This is a genomic window from Nocardia bovistercoris, from assembly GCF_015674855.1.
Lineage (GTDB): Bacteria > Actinomycetota > Actinomycetes > Mycobacteriales > Mycobacteriaceae > Nocardia > Nocardia bovistercoris.
Map to the genome: position 1 here is coordinate 22577 of NZ_JADMLG010000008.1, position 15123 is coordinate 37699.

General features: G+C 68.4%; 17 protein-coding genes. 9 read left to right on the forward strand and 8 right to left on the reverse strand.

Annotated features, from left to right (window positions below; genetic code table 11):
- The first annotated feature begins 227 nt into the window (after positions 1-227).
- Genes IT779_RS19740 through IT779_RS19750 form a run of 3 tightly spaced genes read left to right on the forward strand, consistent with a single transcriptional unit; the run spans position 228 to position 2857 of the window.
- Positions 228-1091 (forward strand): metal ABC transporter solute-binding protein, Zn/Mn family, encoded by an 864-nt coding sequence (locus tag IT779_RS19740; RefSeq protein WP_196151171.1) that lies wholly within the window; start codon positions 228-230, stop codon positions 1089-1091.
- Positions 1092-1115: 24 nt separating this feature from the next.
- Positions 1116-1997: a metal ABC transporter ATP-binding protein gene (locus IT779_RS19745; RefSeq protein WP_408637777.1), complete on the forward strand. Its 882-nt coding sequence runs from the start codon at positions 1116-1118 to the stop codon at positions 1995-1997.
- Positions 1994-2857, forward strand: a complete 864-nt coding sequence (locus IT779_RS19750; RefSeq protein ID WP_196150853.1) for a metal ABC transporter permease — start codon at positions 1994-1996, stop codon at positions 2855-2857. Before IT779_RS19745 ends, IT779_RS19750 begins: the two co-directional genes overlap by 4 nt.
- Before the next feature lie 45 nt (positions 2858-2902).
- On the opposite strand, the gene IT779_RS19755 is transcribed toward IT779_RS19750, so the two are convergent.
- A complete protein-coding gene (locus tag IT779_RS19755) occupies positions 2903-3406 on the reverse strand; it encodes a type II toxin-antitoxin system HicB family antitoxin (RefSeq protein ID WP_332838878.1) in 504 nt (167 codons plus the stop codon).
- 1 nt (position 3407) lies between these two features.
- A complete protein-coding gene (locus IT779_RS19760; protein ID WP_196151216.1) occupies positions 3408-3602 on the reverse strand; it encodes a hypothetical protein in 195 nt (64 codons plus the stop codon).
- Positions 3603-3854: 252 nt separating this feature from the next.
- Between IT779_RS19760 and IT779_RS19765 the strand changes: the two genes are divergently transcribed.
- From IT779_RS19765 to IT779_RS19775, 3 genes are all read left to right on the forward strand, one after another.
- Positions 3855-4076, forward strand: a complete 222-nt coding sequence (locus IT779_RS19765; protein WP_196150854.1) for a hypothetical protein — start codon at positions 3855-3857, stop codon at positions 4074-4076.
- Positions 4077-4458: 382 nt separating this feature from the next.
- On the forward strand, positions 4459-5631 hold the full coding sequence (locus IT779_RS19770; RefSeq protein WP_196150855.1) for an acyl-CoA dehydrogenase family protein: 1173 nt from the start codon (positions 4459-4461) through the stop codon (positions 5629-5631).
- A gap of 97 nt (positions 5632-5728) precedes the next feature.
- On the forward strand, positions 5729-6538 hold the full coding sequence (locus IT779_RS19775; protein ID WP_196150856.1) for an enoyl-CoA hydratase/isomerase family protein: 810 nt from the start codon (positions 5729-5731) through the stop codon (positions 6536-6538).
- Between the two features lie 20 nt (positions 6539-6558).
- On the opposite strand, the gene IT779_RS19780 is transcribed toward IT779_RS19775, so the two are convergent.
- The 6 genes from IT779_RS19780 to carD form a co-directional block, all read right to left on the reverse strand.
- Complete coding sequence (locus tag IT779_RS19780) at positions 6559-6837, reverse strand: DUF4190 domain-containing protein (protein WP_196150857.1); 279 nt, start codon at positions 6835-6837, stop codon at positions 6559-6561.
- A 397-nt stretch (positions 6838-7234) separates the two neighbouring features.
- Entirely contained in the window at positions 7235-8209 is a 975-nt protein-coding gene (gene rlmB, locus IT779_RS19785; RefSeq protein WP_196150858.1) for a 23S rRNA (guanosine(2251)-2'-O)-methyltransferase RlmB, read from the reverse strand.
- Positions 8209-9612, reverse strand: coding sequence for a cysteine--tRNA ligase (cysS, locus tag IT779_RS19790; protein WP_196150859.1), 1404 nt, complete (start codon positions 9610-9612; stop codon positions 8209-8211). Before cysS ends, rlmB begins: the two co-directional genes overlap by 1 nt.
- A gap of 65 nt (positions 9613-9677) precedes the next feature.
- Positions 9678-10145 (reverse strand): 2-C-methyl-D-erythritol 2,4-cyclodiphosphate synthase, encoded by a 468-nt coding sequence (ispF, locus tag IT779_RS19795; RefSeq protein ID WP_196151172.1) that lies wholly within the window; start codon positions 10143-10145, stop codon positions 9678-9680.
- Between the two features lie 14 nt (positions 10146-10159).
- Positions 10160-10894: a 2-C-methyl-D-erythritol 4-phosphate cytidylyltransferase gene (ispD, locus tag IT779_RS19800; protein WP_196150860.1), complete on the reverse strand. Its 735-nt coding sequence runs from the start codon at positions 10892-10894 to the stop codon at positions 10160-10162.
- Positions 10895-10896: 2 nt separating this feature from the next.
- Positions 10897-11385: an RNA polymerase-binding transcription factor CarD gene (carD, locus tag IT779_RS19805; RefSeq protein ID WP_011206964.1), complete on the reverse strand. Its 489-nt coding sequence runs from the start codon at positions 11383-11385 to the stop codon at positions 10897-10899.
- A gap of 397 nt (positions 11386-11782) precedes the next feature.
- On the opposite strand from carD, the gene IT779_RS19810 reads away from it, so the two are divergent.
- The 3 genes from IT779_RS19810 (at position 11783) to disA (ending at position 15114) form a co-directional block, all read left to right on the forward strand.
- A complete protein-coding gene (locus IT779_RS19810) occupies positions 11783-12496 on the forward strand; it encodes a hypothetical protein (RefSeq protein ID WP_332838879.1) in 714 nt (237 codons plus the stop codon).
- 90 nt (positions 12497-12586) lie between these two features.
- Complete coding sequence (radA, locus tag IT779_RS19815; protein ID WP_196150861.1) at positions 12587-13975, forward strand: DNA repair protein RadA; 1389 nt, start codon at positions 12587-12589, stop codon at positions 13973-13975.
- 26 nt (positions 13976-14001) lie between these two features.
- The gene (gene disA / locus IT779_RS19820; protein WP_196151174.1) at positions 14002-15114 is read left to right on the forward strand and encodes a DNA integrity scanning diadenylate cyclase DisA; all 1113 of its coding nucleotides are present in this window, start codon (positions 14002-14004) and stop codon (positions 15112-15114) included.
- Positions 15115-15123 lie beyond the last annotated feature (9 nt).

Consider the following 15123-nt stretch of genomic DNA (forward strand, 5'->3'; position numbering starts at 1 on the left):
CGATGATCGGGCGCGGCGTTCGCCGTTCGTTCACTGCCCTGGACGGCGGGCGCTGGTTCGGCAGAGTTCGGGCGGCAGTCGGGCGGTTCTCGAGTTGCGCGGTGCTGATAAAGTTAAACGGTAACGATTTCCATTACGATCAAGAACGCCACGGACCCGCCGGGGTTCCCGGCGCTCCACGATCGACGCACCGCCAGGAGTGACCGCGCGTGAGTAGCCGCATCGCCATGAAGTTCGCAGGCATCGCCGTGGGAGTCGCCACCGTCGCGGCACTCACCGCGTGCGGCGGCGCCGACGAATCCGGCAAGCCGACCGTGGTCGCCTCGACCAACGTCTGGGGCGATATCGCCACCGCCGTCGCGGGCTCCGACGCCACCGTCACCTCGATCATCACCGACCCCGCCGCCGACCCGCACTCCCACGAGACCTCCGCCGTGGAATCCGCGCGGATCAGCGACGCCGACCTGATCGTGCTCAACGGCGGCGGCTACGACGAATTCATCGAGAAGGCCATCCAAGGCAAGGACAAACGCACCGTGGACGCCTTCGCCGCCCGCGCCGACACCGCCGACGACAACGAACACCTCTGGTACGACCTGCCGACCGTCACCGCCGTCGCGAACCGCATCGCCGCCGCGCTCGGCGAAGTCGACGCCGCCAACGCCGCGGGCTACACCGAACGCGCCGCCGCCTTCACCGCGCGCCTGTCCGGCATCTCCGCCGTCACCGCCGGGATCGCCGCCGAACACCCGCGCGTGCCCGTCCTACAGACCGAACCGCTCGCCCACTACCTGCTGCGCGCCGCGGCCGCCGACGACCGGACCCCGCACGAATTCCAGGAGGCCATCGAGCAGGAGACCGACCCGTCGCCCGCCGCCGTCGCCGCCACCCGCGACCTGCTCACCGGAAAACAGGTGCGCGCCATGGTCTACAACGTGCAGACCGAGGACAAGATCACCCGTGACCTGCGCGACATCGCCCGCGCCAACGGCATCACGGTGGTCGAGGTGACCGAAACCCTGCCGAAGGGCCTCGATTACATTCAGTGGCAGACCGCGAACGCCGAGGCGCTTGCCTCCGCGCTGAAGTAGCCGACCATGACCGAGGGAGCAGCGCTGACCGAACACACCGAACGGGTGGAACGGCGGCACGCGAGCACGGGCGGCACGGCCGCGGTTCGGCTCGACGCCGCGCGACTGCGCTTCGGCGACCGCACGCTCTGGGATGGCCTCGACCTCGAGGTCGCGCCCGGCGAATTCGTCGCCGTACTCGGGCCCAACGGCTCCGGGAAGACCTCCCTGCTCAAAGTGCTGCTCGGACAGCTCGCCCTCACCTCGGGCAGCGCGTCCGTCGCCGGCGTGCCCGCGCGCACCGGACATCCCGGCATCGGCTATGTGCCGCAACAGAAGACCATCGACGCGGGCGTCCAGTTGCGCGGCGTCGACCTGGTCGGGCTCGGCGTCGACGGCCACCGCTGGGGGCTCGGACTGCGCGGGCGCGGCGAACGCAAACGCAAGATCGCCGCCGCCGTCGCCGACGTCGGCGCGCGCGACTTCGCGCACAAACCGCTGGAGGCCATGTCCGGCGGCGAACAGCAGCGGCTGCGGGTGGCCCAGGCGCTGGTCGGCGACCCCTCGGTGCTGCTCTGCGACGAACCGCTGCTGAGCCTCGACCTCGCCAACCAGCGGCTGGTCTCGGAGCTGATCGACCGCCGCAGGCGCGCGCACGGCACCGCGGTGCTGTTCGTCACCCACGAGATCAATCCGATTCTGCCGCTGGTGGATCGAGTGCTCTACCTGGTCGACGGCAAGTTCAGGATCGGCAGGCCCGACGAGGTGATGACCTCCGAGGTGCTCTCCGAGCTGTACCGCACCGAGGTCGACGTGCTGCGGGTGCGCGGGCGGCTCGTGGTCGTCGGCACCGGCGACGCCATGGACGCGCTCGGCGCCGCGGGCGCGGGCCACCACCTGCCCGCGACGAACGGTGCGCACGCGTGATCGACCGCCTCTCCGACGTCCTCGCGAAGGTCACCGACTTCGCCACCACCGCCGACCTGCTCTCCTACGATTTCGTGCAGCAGGCCATCCTGGCGGCCGCACTGCTCGGCCTGCTCGCGGGCGCCATCGGGCCGCTCATCATCAGCAGGCAGATGTCGTTCGCCGTGCACGGCACCAGCGAACTGTCGCTGACCGGCGCGGCGGCCGCACTACTCGCGGGCATCGGCGTCGGACTCGGCGCGATCATCGGCTCGGTCGTCGCGGCCGTACTCTTCGGGGTGCTGGGAACCAAAGCGCGGGAACGTGATTCGGTGATCGCGGTGGTGCTGTCCTTCGGCCTCGGGCTCTCGGTGCTCTTCCTGTGGCTCGGCCCCGAACGCGCCGGGTCGAAATTCTCGCTGCTCACCGGTCAGGTGGTCAGCGTCGGCTACGACGGACTCGCGCTGCTCGCCGTCTGCACCGTCCTGGTGCTGGCCACCCTCGCCGTGGTCTACCGGCCGCTGCTGTTCGCCAGTTCCGATCCCGAGGTCGCGGTGGCGCGCGGGGTCCCGGTGCGGGCGCTGTCCATCGTGTTCGCGGTCATGCTCGGCATCACCGCCGCCTTCGGCGTCCAGATCGTCGGCGCGCTGCTGGTACTCGCACTGCTCATCACCCCCGCCGCGGCCGCCGCGCAACTCACCGCGAACCCGGTGCGCGCCACGGTCCTCGCCGTGATCTTCGCCGAGATCGCCGCGGTCGGCGGCATCATCCTCTCCCTCGCCCCCGGCGTCCCCGTCTCGACCTTCGTCACGACCCTGTCCTTCACCATCTACCTGGTGTGCCGCCTGATAGGCGCACGCCGACGCAGCCTCGCCTCCTGACAAGGATTCGGATCACAACGAGACGCAGCAGGTTCGAAACGTGCTCTAAGCGGATTTCACCGTTCGGCCGGTCTTCGTACTCCGTGCAGCCTTGGCCGCACCGCTCTTCGCCACCACGCGCCCGGTCTTCGCGTCGCGGGTAGTCGATTCGGCATTGCCGCTGCGAGTGGCCGAACCGCCGTCGAGCTGCGAAACACGCTGAGCGCTCATTTTCAGAATCACGGCCACGTCGCGTACCGGCAGCCCTTTGTCACGTAACTGCTCGACCACAGCGCGGGACGCGGAGGCAGCGGCAGCCTGCACCGCCTGCGCGGCCGCGACCTGCGCCCGCGCCCGCTCAGCGCTCTCCAGCAACTCCGGATCCCCGATATCGGGAACCACGGTTACTTCCACCTGCTCGGCCGGAATATCCTCGAGCAGCGAGATGGCATCGGCCACCATCGCCGGGATTTGCTCCAACCGCTTGGCCTGGGTAAATGCCCCATCGACTTCCGGGACCTCCACGGCCCACCAATCTCCGCTACGGCGTGCGATGGCGGTTACCTGCATCTCACTCACCATCCATTCCCAGCTGCTTGCGAATGCTCTTCACGGTCAGCTCGTTGAGCTCGTTGTGACGTGCGATCACCGTACGACGGCCGCCGACAACCACCTTGGTGTGATTGCCACCCTCGATGATCTCAACCTCCGCGTCGATCCCGGCAGCGTAAGCGTGAATCTCTTTGAGCAGAGCTTTCCGTTTCACAAAACGATAAGTCTATCCCCCCTAGAAAGTCAAGTAAAGAGGGGGTAGACCAGCTGCGGTTTCGCTCCCGGATTTCGGCGGGCACCGATTCGCAACCAGCGGCTCGAGCTGGCTTGTCCAGGTGCGCACCCAGCCGGACGACCTCGGGGCACCGCGCAGGCACCGGATCGAGTAGCGCCCTACCCTAGCTACTCCGAACACCCGAAAACAGACTGGTCCGTATCCAATGTTCGACACGAGATAAGGACAGTCATGAAGAAGATCGCCACTACCCTCGTCACCGGCATTCTCGCGGTCGGCGCCACCGCCGCTCTCGCCACCGGCATCGCCGCGGCGCAGCCCGGCGTCTACGTCGGCAACTACGCCACTCTGTCGGCCTGCCAGTCCGACGGCCGATCGCCGAGCACCGGAGGCAACTACTACACCTGCGAACCGCAGGCCAACGGCACCTACAACCTCTACGTCAGCTACTGACCCCCACGACCCGCGCATGCGACGCCCCGAGTCCATCGCGATCGACGACCACACCTACGGCCCGACCGTATCGGCCGAATTCCACGCCACGCCGTAGGCAGTGGTCGCCGGACTCCGCGACCCTTGCCCGAAACGACCGGTCCGGCACGCACTCGACGATCCAAACCACGAACTCAGGTTCACTTACCCCGGCCGCGGGGAGCGAACACCGAGTGGGGCTCCTAACGACTCCGCCGATCCTCCACCACCACGCTTCCTGCCTTCACCGGGCACTATCACCGTTCCTCAGCCATTGACACCAGTCTTTGATGGCAGTCGCCTTCAGTCAGGCCGACCCGGTTTCGTATGCTCGGTTCAAACGCCGCCGAACGAATGGTGACCCATGATCGACTTCACGATCCCCGCCGACCTCGCCGCCGAACGCGACCGCGTGCGGCAGTTCGTCATCGACACCATCATCCCGTTCGAGCGCGACCCTCGGGTGACCTCGCACGGCCCCAACGACGAACTGCGGCAGGAACTCGTCGAACTGGCCCGCGCGGAGAAGTTGCTGACCGTGCAGGCGCCGGAGGAGTTCGGCGGGCGCGGCCTCAGCCACGTCGAACAGGCCGTCATCTACGAGGCCGCGGGCTGGTCGACGCTCGGGCCGGTCGCGATGAACTGTGCCGCGCCCGACGAGGGCAATATGTACCTGCTGTCCAAGATCGCGAACCGCGAACAGGTAGAGCAGCACCTCATCCCGGCGATCAACGGCCACCGGCGCACCGTCTTCGCCATGACCGAGCCCTACGGCGCGGGCTCTGACCCGAATCAGCTCGCCACCGAAGCCGTATTCGACGGCGAGAACTTCACCGTCAACGGCCGCAAATGGCTCATCACCGGCGCCGACGGGGCCAAGACCTGGATCATCATGGCCAGGGTCGCGCCGAACCCGCACATCCCCGACGGGCCGACCCTGTTCCTCACCGAAGGCGGTCAGCCCGGCATCGTCATCGAACGCACCATGAACACCATGGACCGCAACTACGTCGGCGGTCACGGCGTCGTCCGGTTCGAGAACCTGGTGCTGCCGAAGTCGTCGCTGCTCGGCGAATCCGGGCAGGCCCTGCGCTACGCCCAACTGCGCCTCGCGCCCGCCCGCCTCACCCACTGCATGCGCTGGCTCGGCGCCGCCGAACGCGCGCAGAGCATCGCCGTCGAATACGCGCGGACGCGCACCGCGTTCGGCAAACCCATCGGCGAACACCAGGGCGTGTCGTTCATGCTCGCCGACAACGAGGTCGCGCTGCACCAATGCCGCCTCACCATCTGGCACGCCTGCTGGCTGATGGACAACGGCGCCAAGGCCAGGCACGAGAGCTCGATGGCCAAATCCTTCGTCTCCGAGGAACTGTTCAAGGTCGCCGACCGCTGCGTGCAGGTCCTCGGCGGCATCGGCATCAGCGACGAGACCGTGGTCGAGATGATCTTCCGCGACATGCGCGCCTTCCGCCTCTACGACGGCCCCACCGAGGTCCACAAGTACGCCATCGGCCGTCAGGTGCTGCGCGGATAGGCGGCCGAGCGGGGCTCGCGCGCGGCGGACGGCCGGTCGGCGTGCGGGTTGCTCGGGTACGGAAAATCGCGCGGGGCCTTCGATTACCATGCTGGGCATGAGTTCGGAATTGCTCGTCGATGTCTCAGCGGGCATCGCCGTGCTCACACTCAACCGGCCCGCGCAGCAGAACGCCTTCACCCCGGCGCTGACGGCCGCGCTCAGCGCCGCCTTGCACCGCTGCGACACCGAGGACGCCATCCGCGTCGTCGTCATCACCGGCACCCCGCCCGCGTTCTGCGCGGGAGCCGACCTGTCGAGTCGCGTCGGCGAGGTCAGCGCCACCGTTGAACCCGCGCCCTGGCGGGTCCGCAAACCGGTCATCGCCGCCGTGAACGGGCACGCCGTCGGCATCGGCCTCGCCCTCGCACTGCAATGCGACCTGCGCTACCTGGCCCGTGACGCCGTGTACGGCCTCAGCCAGGTCCGGCGCGGCGTACTCGCCGACGGATACGCGCACTGGACGCTGCCGCGCCTGGTCGGCGTGGCGAACGCCGCCGACATCATGCTCACCGGCCGCACCTTCGACGGCGACGAAGCCAAGGCCATGGGCCTGGCCAACAGTTGCCTCGACGCCGCCGAAGTGTTGCCCACCGCAATGTCGGTGGCTCACGACATCGCCAACGGTTCGGCCCCGCTGACGGTCGGAATGTCCAAACGGCTGCTCTGGGAGGGCCTCGGCATGAGCCCGGCCATGGTCGGGCAGCTCGAAACCGATCTCAACGCGCACGCCGCCGCGAGCATCGACGGCGACGAGGCGATGGCGGCGTTCCGCGAACGCCGCCAACCGAATTGGACCGGAAGCATCAGCTCGGAATGGCCGACGCTCGACGGCGGCACCGAAGCCGAGCGCCCGGTACTCGGCTGACCGACGCCGCTACCGCTTGCTCAGGCGTTGCCGGTCAACAGGATCAGGATGAAGAAGATCGCCATGATGATCATCAGAATCGTGCCGATGACCCCGAGGACGTAGCCGACCAGCACCTGCGCGCGGCCACCGTACCCGCCGCCGGACTCCTCGATCTGATCGAGCGCGCGCCTACCGAGCGCCCAGGCGACCGGCCCGGCGATACCGCAGCAGAGGATGCTCAGCGCCCCGAGGATCAGCACCGCCGTCGCGTTGGGGTGCTCGACAGGCTGCCCGATGGGTTTATCCGGTATCACCACTCACCGAATTCTACTGGCACACCGCCCTATTTGGCAGCGTCCACGTCGCTGCGTGTTCGCGGACGGGTCGACCGCCAACCGGGTTCGGAGGACACCACCGCGCTCCGGTCCCGACTCACTGCCCGCCGCGCACGGCACGGCCGAACTCCGTGCGACACCGTACAGCGCCACGAATCATGCGCGACCGCACATCGCCTCGACCACGCGTCACACGAAGCCACGCACCAGCTCGGACGTGCGCGGCGGGTACAGCCAACTCAGCCGTACTCGTCGCGCACCGAATGAGCCCGTGCGGCGACACACGGCCGAACCGCGCGACCGACCGCGCACGGCAGCCGCCTGATCAGCGCCCGTCCTGGCGAATTACCTTCCTATCGGGGCGATTTCGTTACCGGGATCAGAGGGCGCGCCGCTGCCTGGCGACCTCGGCCAGCACCACACCGGCCGCGACCGAGGCGTTCAGTGACTCGACCGGGCCCGCCATCGGAATGCTGAGCACCGCATCGCAGGTCTCCCTGACCAAGCGGGACAGGCCCTTGCCCTCCGAACCCACCACGATCACCGTGGGCGCGCTGCCGTCGAAATCGTCGAGCACCGTGTCGCCGCCCGCGTCGAGTCCGATGATCTGGTAGCCCTTCGCGGCCCAATCCTTCAGCGTGCGAGTCAGATTGGTGGCGCGGGCGACCGGAAGCCTGGCCGCGGCGCCCGCGCTGGTCCGCCACGCGACCGCGGTCACGCTGGCGCTGCGGCGCGACGGGATGAGCACGCCCTGACCGCCGAACGCGGCCACCGAGCGGATCACCGCACCCAGATTGCGCGGATCGGAGATATTGTCCAGCGCCACCAGCAGACCCGGCGTCGCGCCCGTGCGGACCCGGTCGAGCAGGTCGTCGGGGTGGGCGTAGCGGTAGGGCGGCACCTGTAGCGCGACGCCCTGGTGCAATCCGTTGGCGCTCAACCGATCCAGATCGGTACGCGGCACCTCGAGAATCGAGATGCCCGCGTCGCCCGCGAGTTTCACGCTCTCGGTGAGGCGATCGTCGTTCTCGGTGCCGACCGCAACGTACAGCGCGGTCGCGGGCACCTCGGCGCGCAGACACTCCACGACCGGATTGCGGCCGAGCACCAACTCCGGCCCGTCCTCGTTGCGGCGACCCGCCGGACGTCCCGGCGTCGTGCGGCCACCAGCGGTCGCCGCCTTCGCCTTCGCGGCGGCGCGTTTCGCGGCCGGATGCTTGGTGCGCATCTCGGCGGGCGGGGTGGCGCCGCGCCCCTCGAGTCCGCGCCTGCGCTTACCGCCGGAGCCGACGACCGCGCCCTTCTTGCTGCCGCCCTTCCTGATCGCGCCCCTGCGCTGCGAATTACCCGCCATCACTTCGCCTTTCCACGCGGGGCCGCCAACGACCATTCCGGTCCGGCCGCCGTATCGGTCACTTCGACACCCGCCGACTGCAACCGGTCGCGCGCGGCGTCGGCATCGGCCCAGTTCTTCGCGGCGCGCGCCTGCTGGCGCCGGTCGAGTTCGGCGCGAACCAGCACGTCGAGCGCGTCGAGCGCCGCCGAATTGTCCTGCGGGCGATACCACTGCGGATCGAGCGGGCACACCCCGAAGATCGCCAGCATGCCGCGCACCTGACCGGCCAGCTCGCGCGCCGCGTCGAGCGCACCCGATTCCAGCGCCTTGTTGCCCTCGTGCACCACCCGGTGCACCTCGGCCAGCGCGCGCGGGGCGGCCAGATCGTCGTCGAGCGCCTCGGCGAACGCGTCGGTCCATTTACCCACCGGAATTTCACCGACCCGATCGGCAACCCGGTGCACGAATGCCTCGATGCGCTGATACGAAGCCGCCGCGTCGTGCAATGCCTTCTCGGAATATTCCAGCATCGAACGATAGTGCGCACTGCCCAGATAGAACCGGAGTTCAACGGCGCGAACATTTTTCAGCACATTCGGAACGGAAAGCACATTGCCCAACGATTTCGACATCTTCTCGCCGCCGAGCGTCACCCAACCGTTGTGCAACCAGTACCGCGCGAATCCGTGACCGACGGCCTTCGACTGCGCGATTTCGTTCTCGTGGTGCGGAAAAACCAGATCCATGCCACCGCAGTGGATATCGAATTCCGGGCCGAGATAGAACTCGGCCATCGCGGAGCATTCCAGATGCCAGCCGGGACGGCCGGGACCCCACGGCGACGGCCACGTCGGCTCACCCGGTTTCGCGGCCTTCCACAGCGTGAAATCGCGCGGATCGCGCTTGCCCGCCCCGGCGCTCTCGCCCTGGTGCACGTCGTCGAGCCGGTGACCCGACAGCTTGCCGTAATCGGGATAACTCACCACGTCGAAATAGACGTTGCCCTCCGAGGCGTAGGCGTGACCGCGCTCGATGAGGCGCTGCATCATGTCGACCATCTGGGTGATGTGCCCGGTCGCGCGCGGCTCCGCCGATGGCGGCTGCACGCCGAGCTGCCGGTACGCCTTGTCGAACGCGCGCTCGTAGGTGGCCGCCCACTCCCACCACGGCCTGCCCGCCTCGGCGGCCTTGGTCAGGATCTTGTCCTCGATATCGGTGACATTGCGGACGAACCAGACGTCGTAGTCGTGCGCCTCCAGCCAGCGCCGCAGCACGTCGAACGCGACGCCGCTGCGCACATGACCGATATGTGGCTCGCCCTGCACGGTGGCGCCACACAGGTACACCGAAGCACGGCCGGGGACCAGTGGCGCGAATTCGCGCACGGTCCGCGTTTCGGTGTCAAAGAGGCGCAGAGTCACGGCAGTCGATCCTAGTCGGTGTAGCTGGGGGTTCTCGCCCCGGCTCAGCCCTGCCGAACCGGGAACTATGTCTTGTGATGCAGCAATGCCGTGGCGATCGCGGCGACGCCCTCACCGCGACCGGTGAGTCCGAGCCCGTCGGTGGTGGTCCCGGACACCGAGACCGGTGCGCCGAGCAGTTCACCCAGTACTTTCTGGGCCTCCGCGCGACGCGGTCCGATCTTGGGCCGATTGCCGATCACCTGTACAGCGGCATTGACAATCTCGAGGCCTTCTTCGTCGAGCAACCGGCGCACCTCTTCGAGCATTCGCGCACCCGATACATTCGCCCATTCCGGGCGTCCGGTGCCGAAGACCGCCCCCACATCGCCGAGACCGGCGGCCGAGAGCAGTGCGTCGCAGAGCGCGTGGGCGGCGACATCGCCGTCGGAATGTCCGGCGCATCCGTCGGCATCCTCGAACAGCAGGCCCGCCATCCAACATCGGCGGCCCGGTTCGATCGGGTGCACATCGCTGCCGATGCCGACCCGCATGCTCGCGACGTCGCTCATGAGGCACGCACCGGCACGTCGGACTCGAGCCGCGACAGCATGGTCTCGGCGAGCGTCAGGTCCATCATGGTGGTGATCTTGAAAGCCATCGGGTCGCCCGCGACGGTGCGCACCCCGGCGCCGAGCAATTCGACGAGTCCCGCGTCGTCGGTGGCCCGCACCCCGGAGGACACAGCGGCGTAGGCGGTGCGAAGCAGGTCGGCGGCGAAACCCTGCGGGGTCTGCACGGCGCGCAATCCGGCCCGGTCCGGCGTGCCGGTCACGACACCGGAGGCGTCGACGGACTTGATCGTGTCGACCACGGGCAGCGCGGGCACGACCGCGGCGTGGCCCGCACGCAGCTGCGCCACCACCTCGGCGATCAACCGGGGCGGCGTCAGCGCGCGGGCGGCGTCGTGCACCAGGAAATAGGCGGCGTCCGGCGCGGCGGCGATACCCGAGCGCACCGAATCGGTGCGCTCGACACCGCCGACCACGACCTGCACGGCGTCCGCGGGGGATACGGACGAACCGGGTAGCAGGGCGACGGCGCTCTCGACCAGATCGGCGGGGACCATGACGATGATCCGGTCGACGGCTCCCGAGGCGATCAAACCCTCGACGGCGAGCCGAACCATGGGTCTGCCGCCGACCTCGACGAACGCCTTGGGCATGTTCGCGCCCAAACGCACGCCGCGACCGGCGGCAGGTACCAAGGCAACGACAGTGCTGTCGCTGTCGGCGGTATTCACGGTCAGGAGGCCGCTGCGAGGACCTCGTCGAGCAGGGTCTCGGCCTTGCCGTCGTCGGTGCCCTCCGCGAGCGCGAGTTCACCGACGAGGATCTGACGAGCCTTGGCGAGCATTCGCTTCTCACCGGCCGACAGTCCGCGATCCTGCTCCCGGCGCCACAGGTCGCGAACGACCTCGGCCACCTTGTTCACATCGCCGGAGGCCAACTTCTCCAGGTTGGCCTTGTAGCGACGCGACCAGTTGGTCGGCTCCTCCGTGTGCGGCGCCCGCAGCACCTGGAAGACTCGGTCGAGACCCTCCTGGCCGACGACGTCACGAACGCCGACGTATTCGGCGTTCTCCGCGGGAACCCGAACAGTGAGGTCGCCCTGGGCGACCTTCAGGACCAGATACTCTTTTTGCTCACCCTTGATAGTGCGAGTCTCGATTGCTTCGATCAGCGCCGCTCCGTGGTGGGGGTAAACGACGGTGTCTCCGACCTTAAAAATCATGTGTCCCGTGCCCCTTTCGATGTTCACAGTTTAACATGCGACTCGATAACGGCGCGATCAACGGTGCAGGTCAGGGCCACAACGAGGCAACCACTGGGGTTGACAGAACCGGCGGGGTGTGCATTACGTTGTGGCAGAACGGGTTATCCACGGGCAGTACCCGAGGTAGAACCATGATCGAAATCCCAGCACCCTTCCGGCAATCTCCAGACCTACCAAAACCGTTATCCAATGGTTGCAGGAGCAACCCCTTCTGACCACCCATCGCCTCCGGCGTGTTGGGCAACCGCGGCGCCCGAATATCGATCCCGAGAGGTGCCGGGCAAGGGGTGACTACTACGCTGCCTAGTTACTACTCTCCGTAGCGGAGTACGACCGGTCGACATGGAGGACACCCGTGACTGCCCTGAATGCTGTGACCGCCTCTTCCGGAGCGCGGACGCGACGTCGCATGCTGATGGTCGCCGCACTGGCCGCGGGCGCGGCGATCGCCGTCTCCGGATGTAGCGCCGGGCAGATCTCGCAGACCGCCGACCAGGTGGCCGCCGTGAACGGCAGCAGCGTCGACGCGGAGAAGATCGCGCTTCGCAATGTTCACATCGTCTATCCCGGCGAGGGCTACACCAACGTCAAGGGCGGCAGTGCGCTCATCGCCCTTTCCATCATCAACACCAGCGAGACCAAGAGCGACACGCTGGTGAGCGTCACCAGCGACCTCGGGCAGGTCAAGCTCACGCCCGCGGCGGGCAGTTCGGCCGTGGTGATCGAGCCGCAGCAGAACGTGGTGGCCGCGTCGCCGGTCAACGAGGCGAAGGTCGAGGCGGGTCACGGCGACTCGCACGGCGGCGACTCACACGGCGCGCCGAGCACCGTGGCGCCGAGCAGTGCCGCCAAGCCGCCGATCGCCCCGGAGAACGCGCCCATCAAGATCGAGATCACCGGTCTCACCCGCGACATCACCCCCGGCCTCACCTACAGCGTGCTGTTCAACTTCGAGCGCAACGGGCCGGTGAAGATCGAGGTGCCGGTCGACGCGGGCATCCACGCCGAACGGCACGAGTCCGACAAGTCCGGCCCCGCCGCCGAGAGCCACGGTTCCGGCGGCCACTGAGTCCGACTCCGGCCGAGTCCGACCCGGCTCGCACGGCCCGCTGATATCGCGGGCGTCCGTCGTGTCGGACCCCGTCCGTAAGGTGCGTCTGTGGCCAAGACCAAGCCGATCTTCCGGTGCTCCGCCTGCTCGCACGAGGTCGCCAAATGGGTGGGTAAATGCCCCGACTGCGGCGCGTGGGGCACCGTGGACGAGGCCGTCCTCGCCGCCACGCCATCGGGCGCTTCCGCGCGGCGCGCCATGCTGCCGAGCACCGCCGCCGCGCCCATCTCCACCATCGACTCACAGGTCACCAAGGCGCGCGCCACCGGCGTGTCCGAACTGGATCGGGTGCTCGGGGGCGGCGTCGTCCCCGGTTCGGTAGTGCTGCTGTCCGGTGAACCCGGAGTCGGCAAATCCACGCTGCTGCTCGAGGTCGCGCACCGCTGGGCCGCCCAACCGGGGGAGAAATCGCTCTACGTCACCGCCGAGGAGTCGGCGGGGCAGGTCAGATTGCGGGCCGATCGCACCGGCGCGGTGCACGAGCGGGTCTATCTGGCCGCCGAATCCGATCTGTCGATCCTGCTCGGGCATGTCGAACAGGTCCGCCCGAGTCTGCTTGTGGTCGACTCGGTGCAGACCATGCTCGCCCCCGACGTGGACGGCGTGATCGGCGGCGTCACGCAGGTGCGCGCGGTCACGGCGGCGCTCACGTCGCTGGCCAAGGTCAGCGGTGTCGCGGTGCTGCTGGTCGGGCACGTCACCAAGGACGGCAATGTCGCCGGTCCGCGCACCCTGGAACACCTGGTCGACGTGGTTCTGCAGTTCGAGGGCGACAAGAACTCCACGCTGCGTATGGTGCGCGGCATCAAGAACCGATTCGGCAGCGCCGACGAGGTCGGCTGTTTCGAACTGCACGAGGACGGTATAGCGGGCGTCGACGACCCGTCGGGTCTTTTCCTGCACCACCGCACCGACTCGGTGCCTGGCACCGCGGTCACGGTCGCGATGGACGGCAAGCGCCCGCTGGTCGGCGAGGTCCAGGGGCTCACCGTGAAGACGGAGATCCCGGCGCCGCGGCGCGCCGTCAGCGGACTCGACTACAACCGGGTCGCCATGGTGCTCGCGGTCCTGCAGAGCCGAGGCCGCGTCTTCCTCGGCAAGCACGACGTCTACGCTGCGACCGTCGGCGGGATGCGATTGGTCGAACCGGCGGCGGATCTGGCCATCGCGCTTGCCATCGCGAGCGCCGAATCCGATACCGCGCTGCCCGCGGGGTGGGTGGTGCTCGGCGAGGTCGGCCTCGCGGGCGAGGTGCGCAAGGTCACCGGGCTGACGCGCAGACTGGCCGAGGCGCAGCGGCTCGGCTTCACGGACGCGGTGGTGCCGCCGGGTTCGGAAAAGATGAAAGGCGGGGGAATGCGAATCCACGAGGTGAGCGATCTGCGCACCGCGATCAGGTTGAGCGGCTTACGCGGTAGACGGGAAGGCGACCGGTGATCTCCGGGCGCCTCGCGGGCTATCTGCTGGGCAAACAGACCCGGTCGCGACCGGAAGCGGCGGCCACGGAAGCGGCGGCGCTGCGCGATGCCATCGTGCGCCTTGCGCCCGGCACCGAGTTGCGCGACGGCATCGAGCGCATCCTGCGCGGCCACACCGGCGCGCTGATCGTGCTCGGCCACGACGAATCGGTGGAGAGCATCTGCGACGGCGGCTTCGAACTGAACGTGGAGTTCGCGCCGACCAGGCTGCGCGAGTTGGCCAAGATGGACGGCGCGGTCGTGCTGTCCGACGATGGTGCGCGGATCGTTCGCGCCAACGTCCACCTCGTCCCCGATCCAGCGCTGCCCACCGTCGAGACCGGAACAAGGCACAAGGCCGCCGAGCGCACCGCGACCCAGACCGGGGCCGCGGTGATATCGGTCAGCGAATCCATGAGCGTGGCCACCGTCTACGTCGGCGGTTCGCGGCATATCGTCCAGCCGTCGGCCACCATCCTGGCTCGCGCGAATCAGGCGCTCGGCACGCTGGAGCGCTACAAGGTCCGCCTCGACGAGGTGAACCGGCGGCTCGCGCGCGGCGAACTCGAGGATCAGGTCTCGCTGCGCGACGCGCTGACGGTCGCGCAGCGGCTCGAAATGGTACGCAGGATCGCCGAGGAGATCGATCGCGACGTACTCGAACTCGGCACCGACGGGCGCCAGCTCGCCTTGCAGCTGGAGGAACTGGTCGGAGACAGCACGTGGCTGCGCGAACTGCTCGTGCGCGACTACCTGCGCACCGAACCCGCCGCCGCGGCGGTCGACCGCGCCATGGAGCGACTCGACGCGCTCACCGATTCCGAACTGCTCGATCTGACGAATCTGGCCGGTCCGCTCGGCTATCCGGCGGGCATCGAGGCATTGGACGAGCCGATGCGCCCGCGCGGATACCGGCTGCTCACCCGCATCCCGCGACTGCAATTCGATCGGGTCGAGGCGCTGGTGCGCGCGTTCGGGTCACTGCGAGGTCTGCTCGCCGCCACCGCGTCGGATCTGCAATCGGTGCCAGGCATCGGCGCGACGCGGGCGGCGCAGATCCGCGAGGCACTGTCCAGGTCGGCCGAAGCGGGCCTTGACGGTCCCTACGAGCGAAGCTGAACCACGGCC

Excerpts from the sequence above, each read along its gene's own strand:
- IT779_RS19740 (WP_196151171.1), top strand. The coding sequence starts at position 228 with ATGAAGTTCGCAGGCATCGCCGTGGGAGTCGCCACCGTCGCGGCACTC.
- IT779_RS19755 (WP_332838878.1), bottom strand. The coding sequence starts at position 3,406 with ATGCAGGTAACCGCCATCGCACGCCGTAGCGGAGATTGGTGGGCCGTG.
- IT779_RS19765 (WP_196150854.1), top strand. The coding sequence starts at position 3,855 with ATGAAGAAGATCGCCACTACCCTCGTCACCGGCATTCTCGCGGTCGGC.
- IT779_RS19770 (WP_196150855.1), top strand. The coding sequence starts at position 4,459 with ATGATCGACTTCACGATCCCCGCCGACCTCGCCGCCGAACGCGACCGC.
- IT779_RS19775 (WP_196150856.1), top strand. The coding sequence starts at position 5,729 with ATGAGTTCGGAATTGCTCGTCGATGTCTCAGCGGGCATCGCCGTGCTC.
- rlmB (WP_196150858.1), bottom strand. The coding sequence starts at position 8,209 with ATGGCGGGTAATTCGCAGCGCAGGGGCGCGATCAGGAAGGGCGGCAGC.
- ispF (WP_196151172.1), bottom strand. The coding sequence starts at position 10,145 with ATGCGGGTCGGCATCGGCAGCGATGTGCACCCGATCGAACCGGGCCGC.
- carD (WP_011206964.1), bottom strand. The coding sequence starts at position 11,385 with ATGATTTTTAAGGTCGGAGACACCGTCGTTTACCCCCACCACGGAGCG.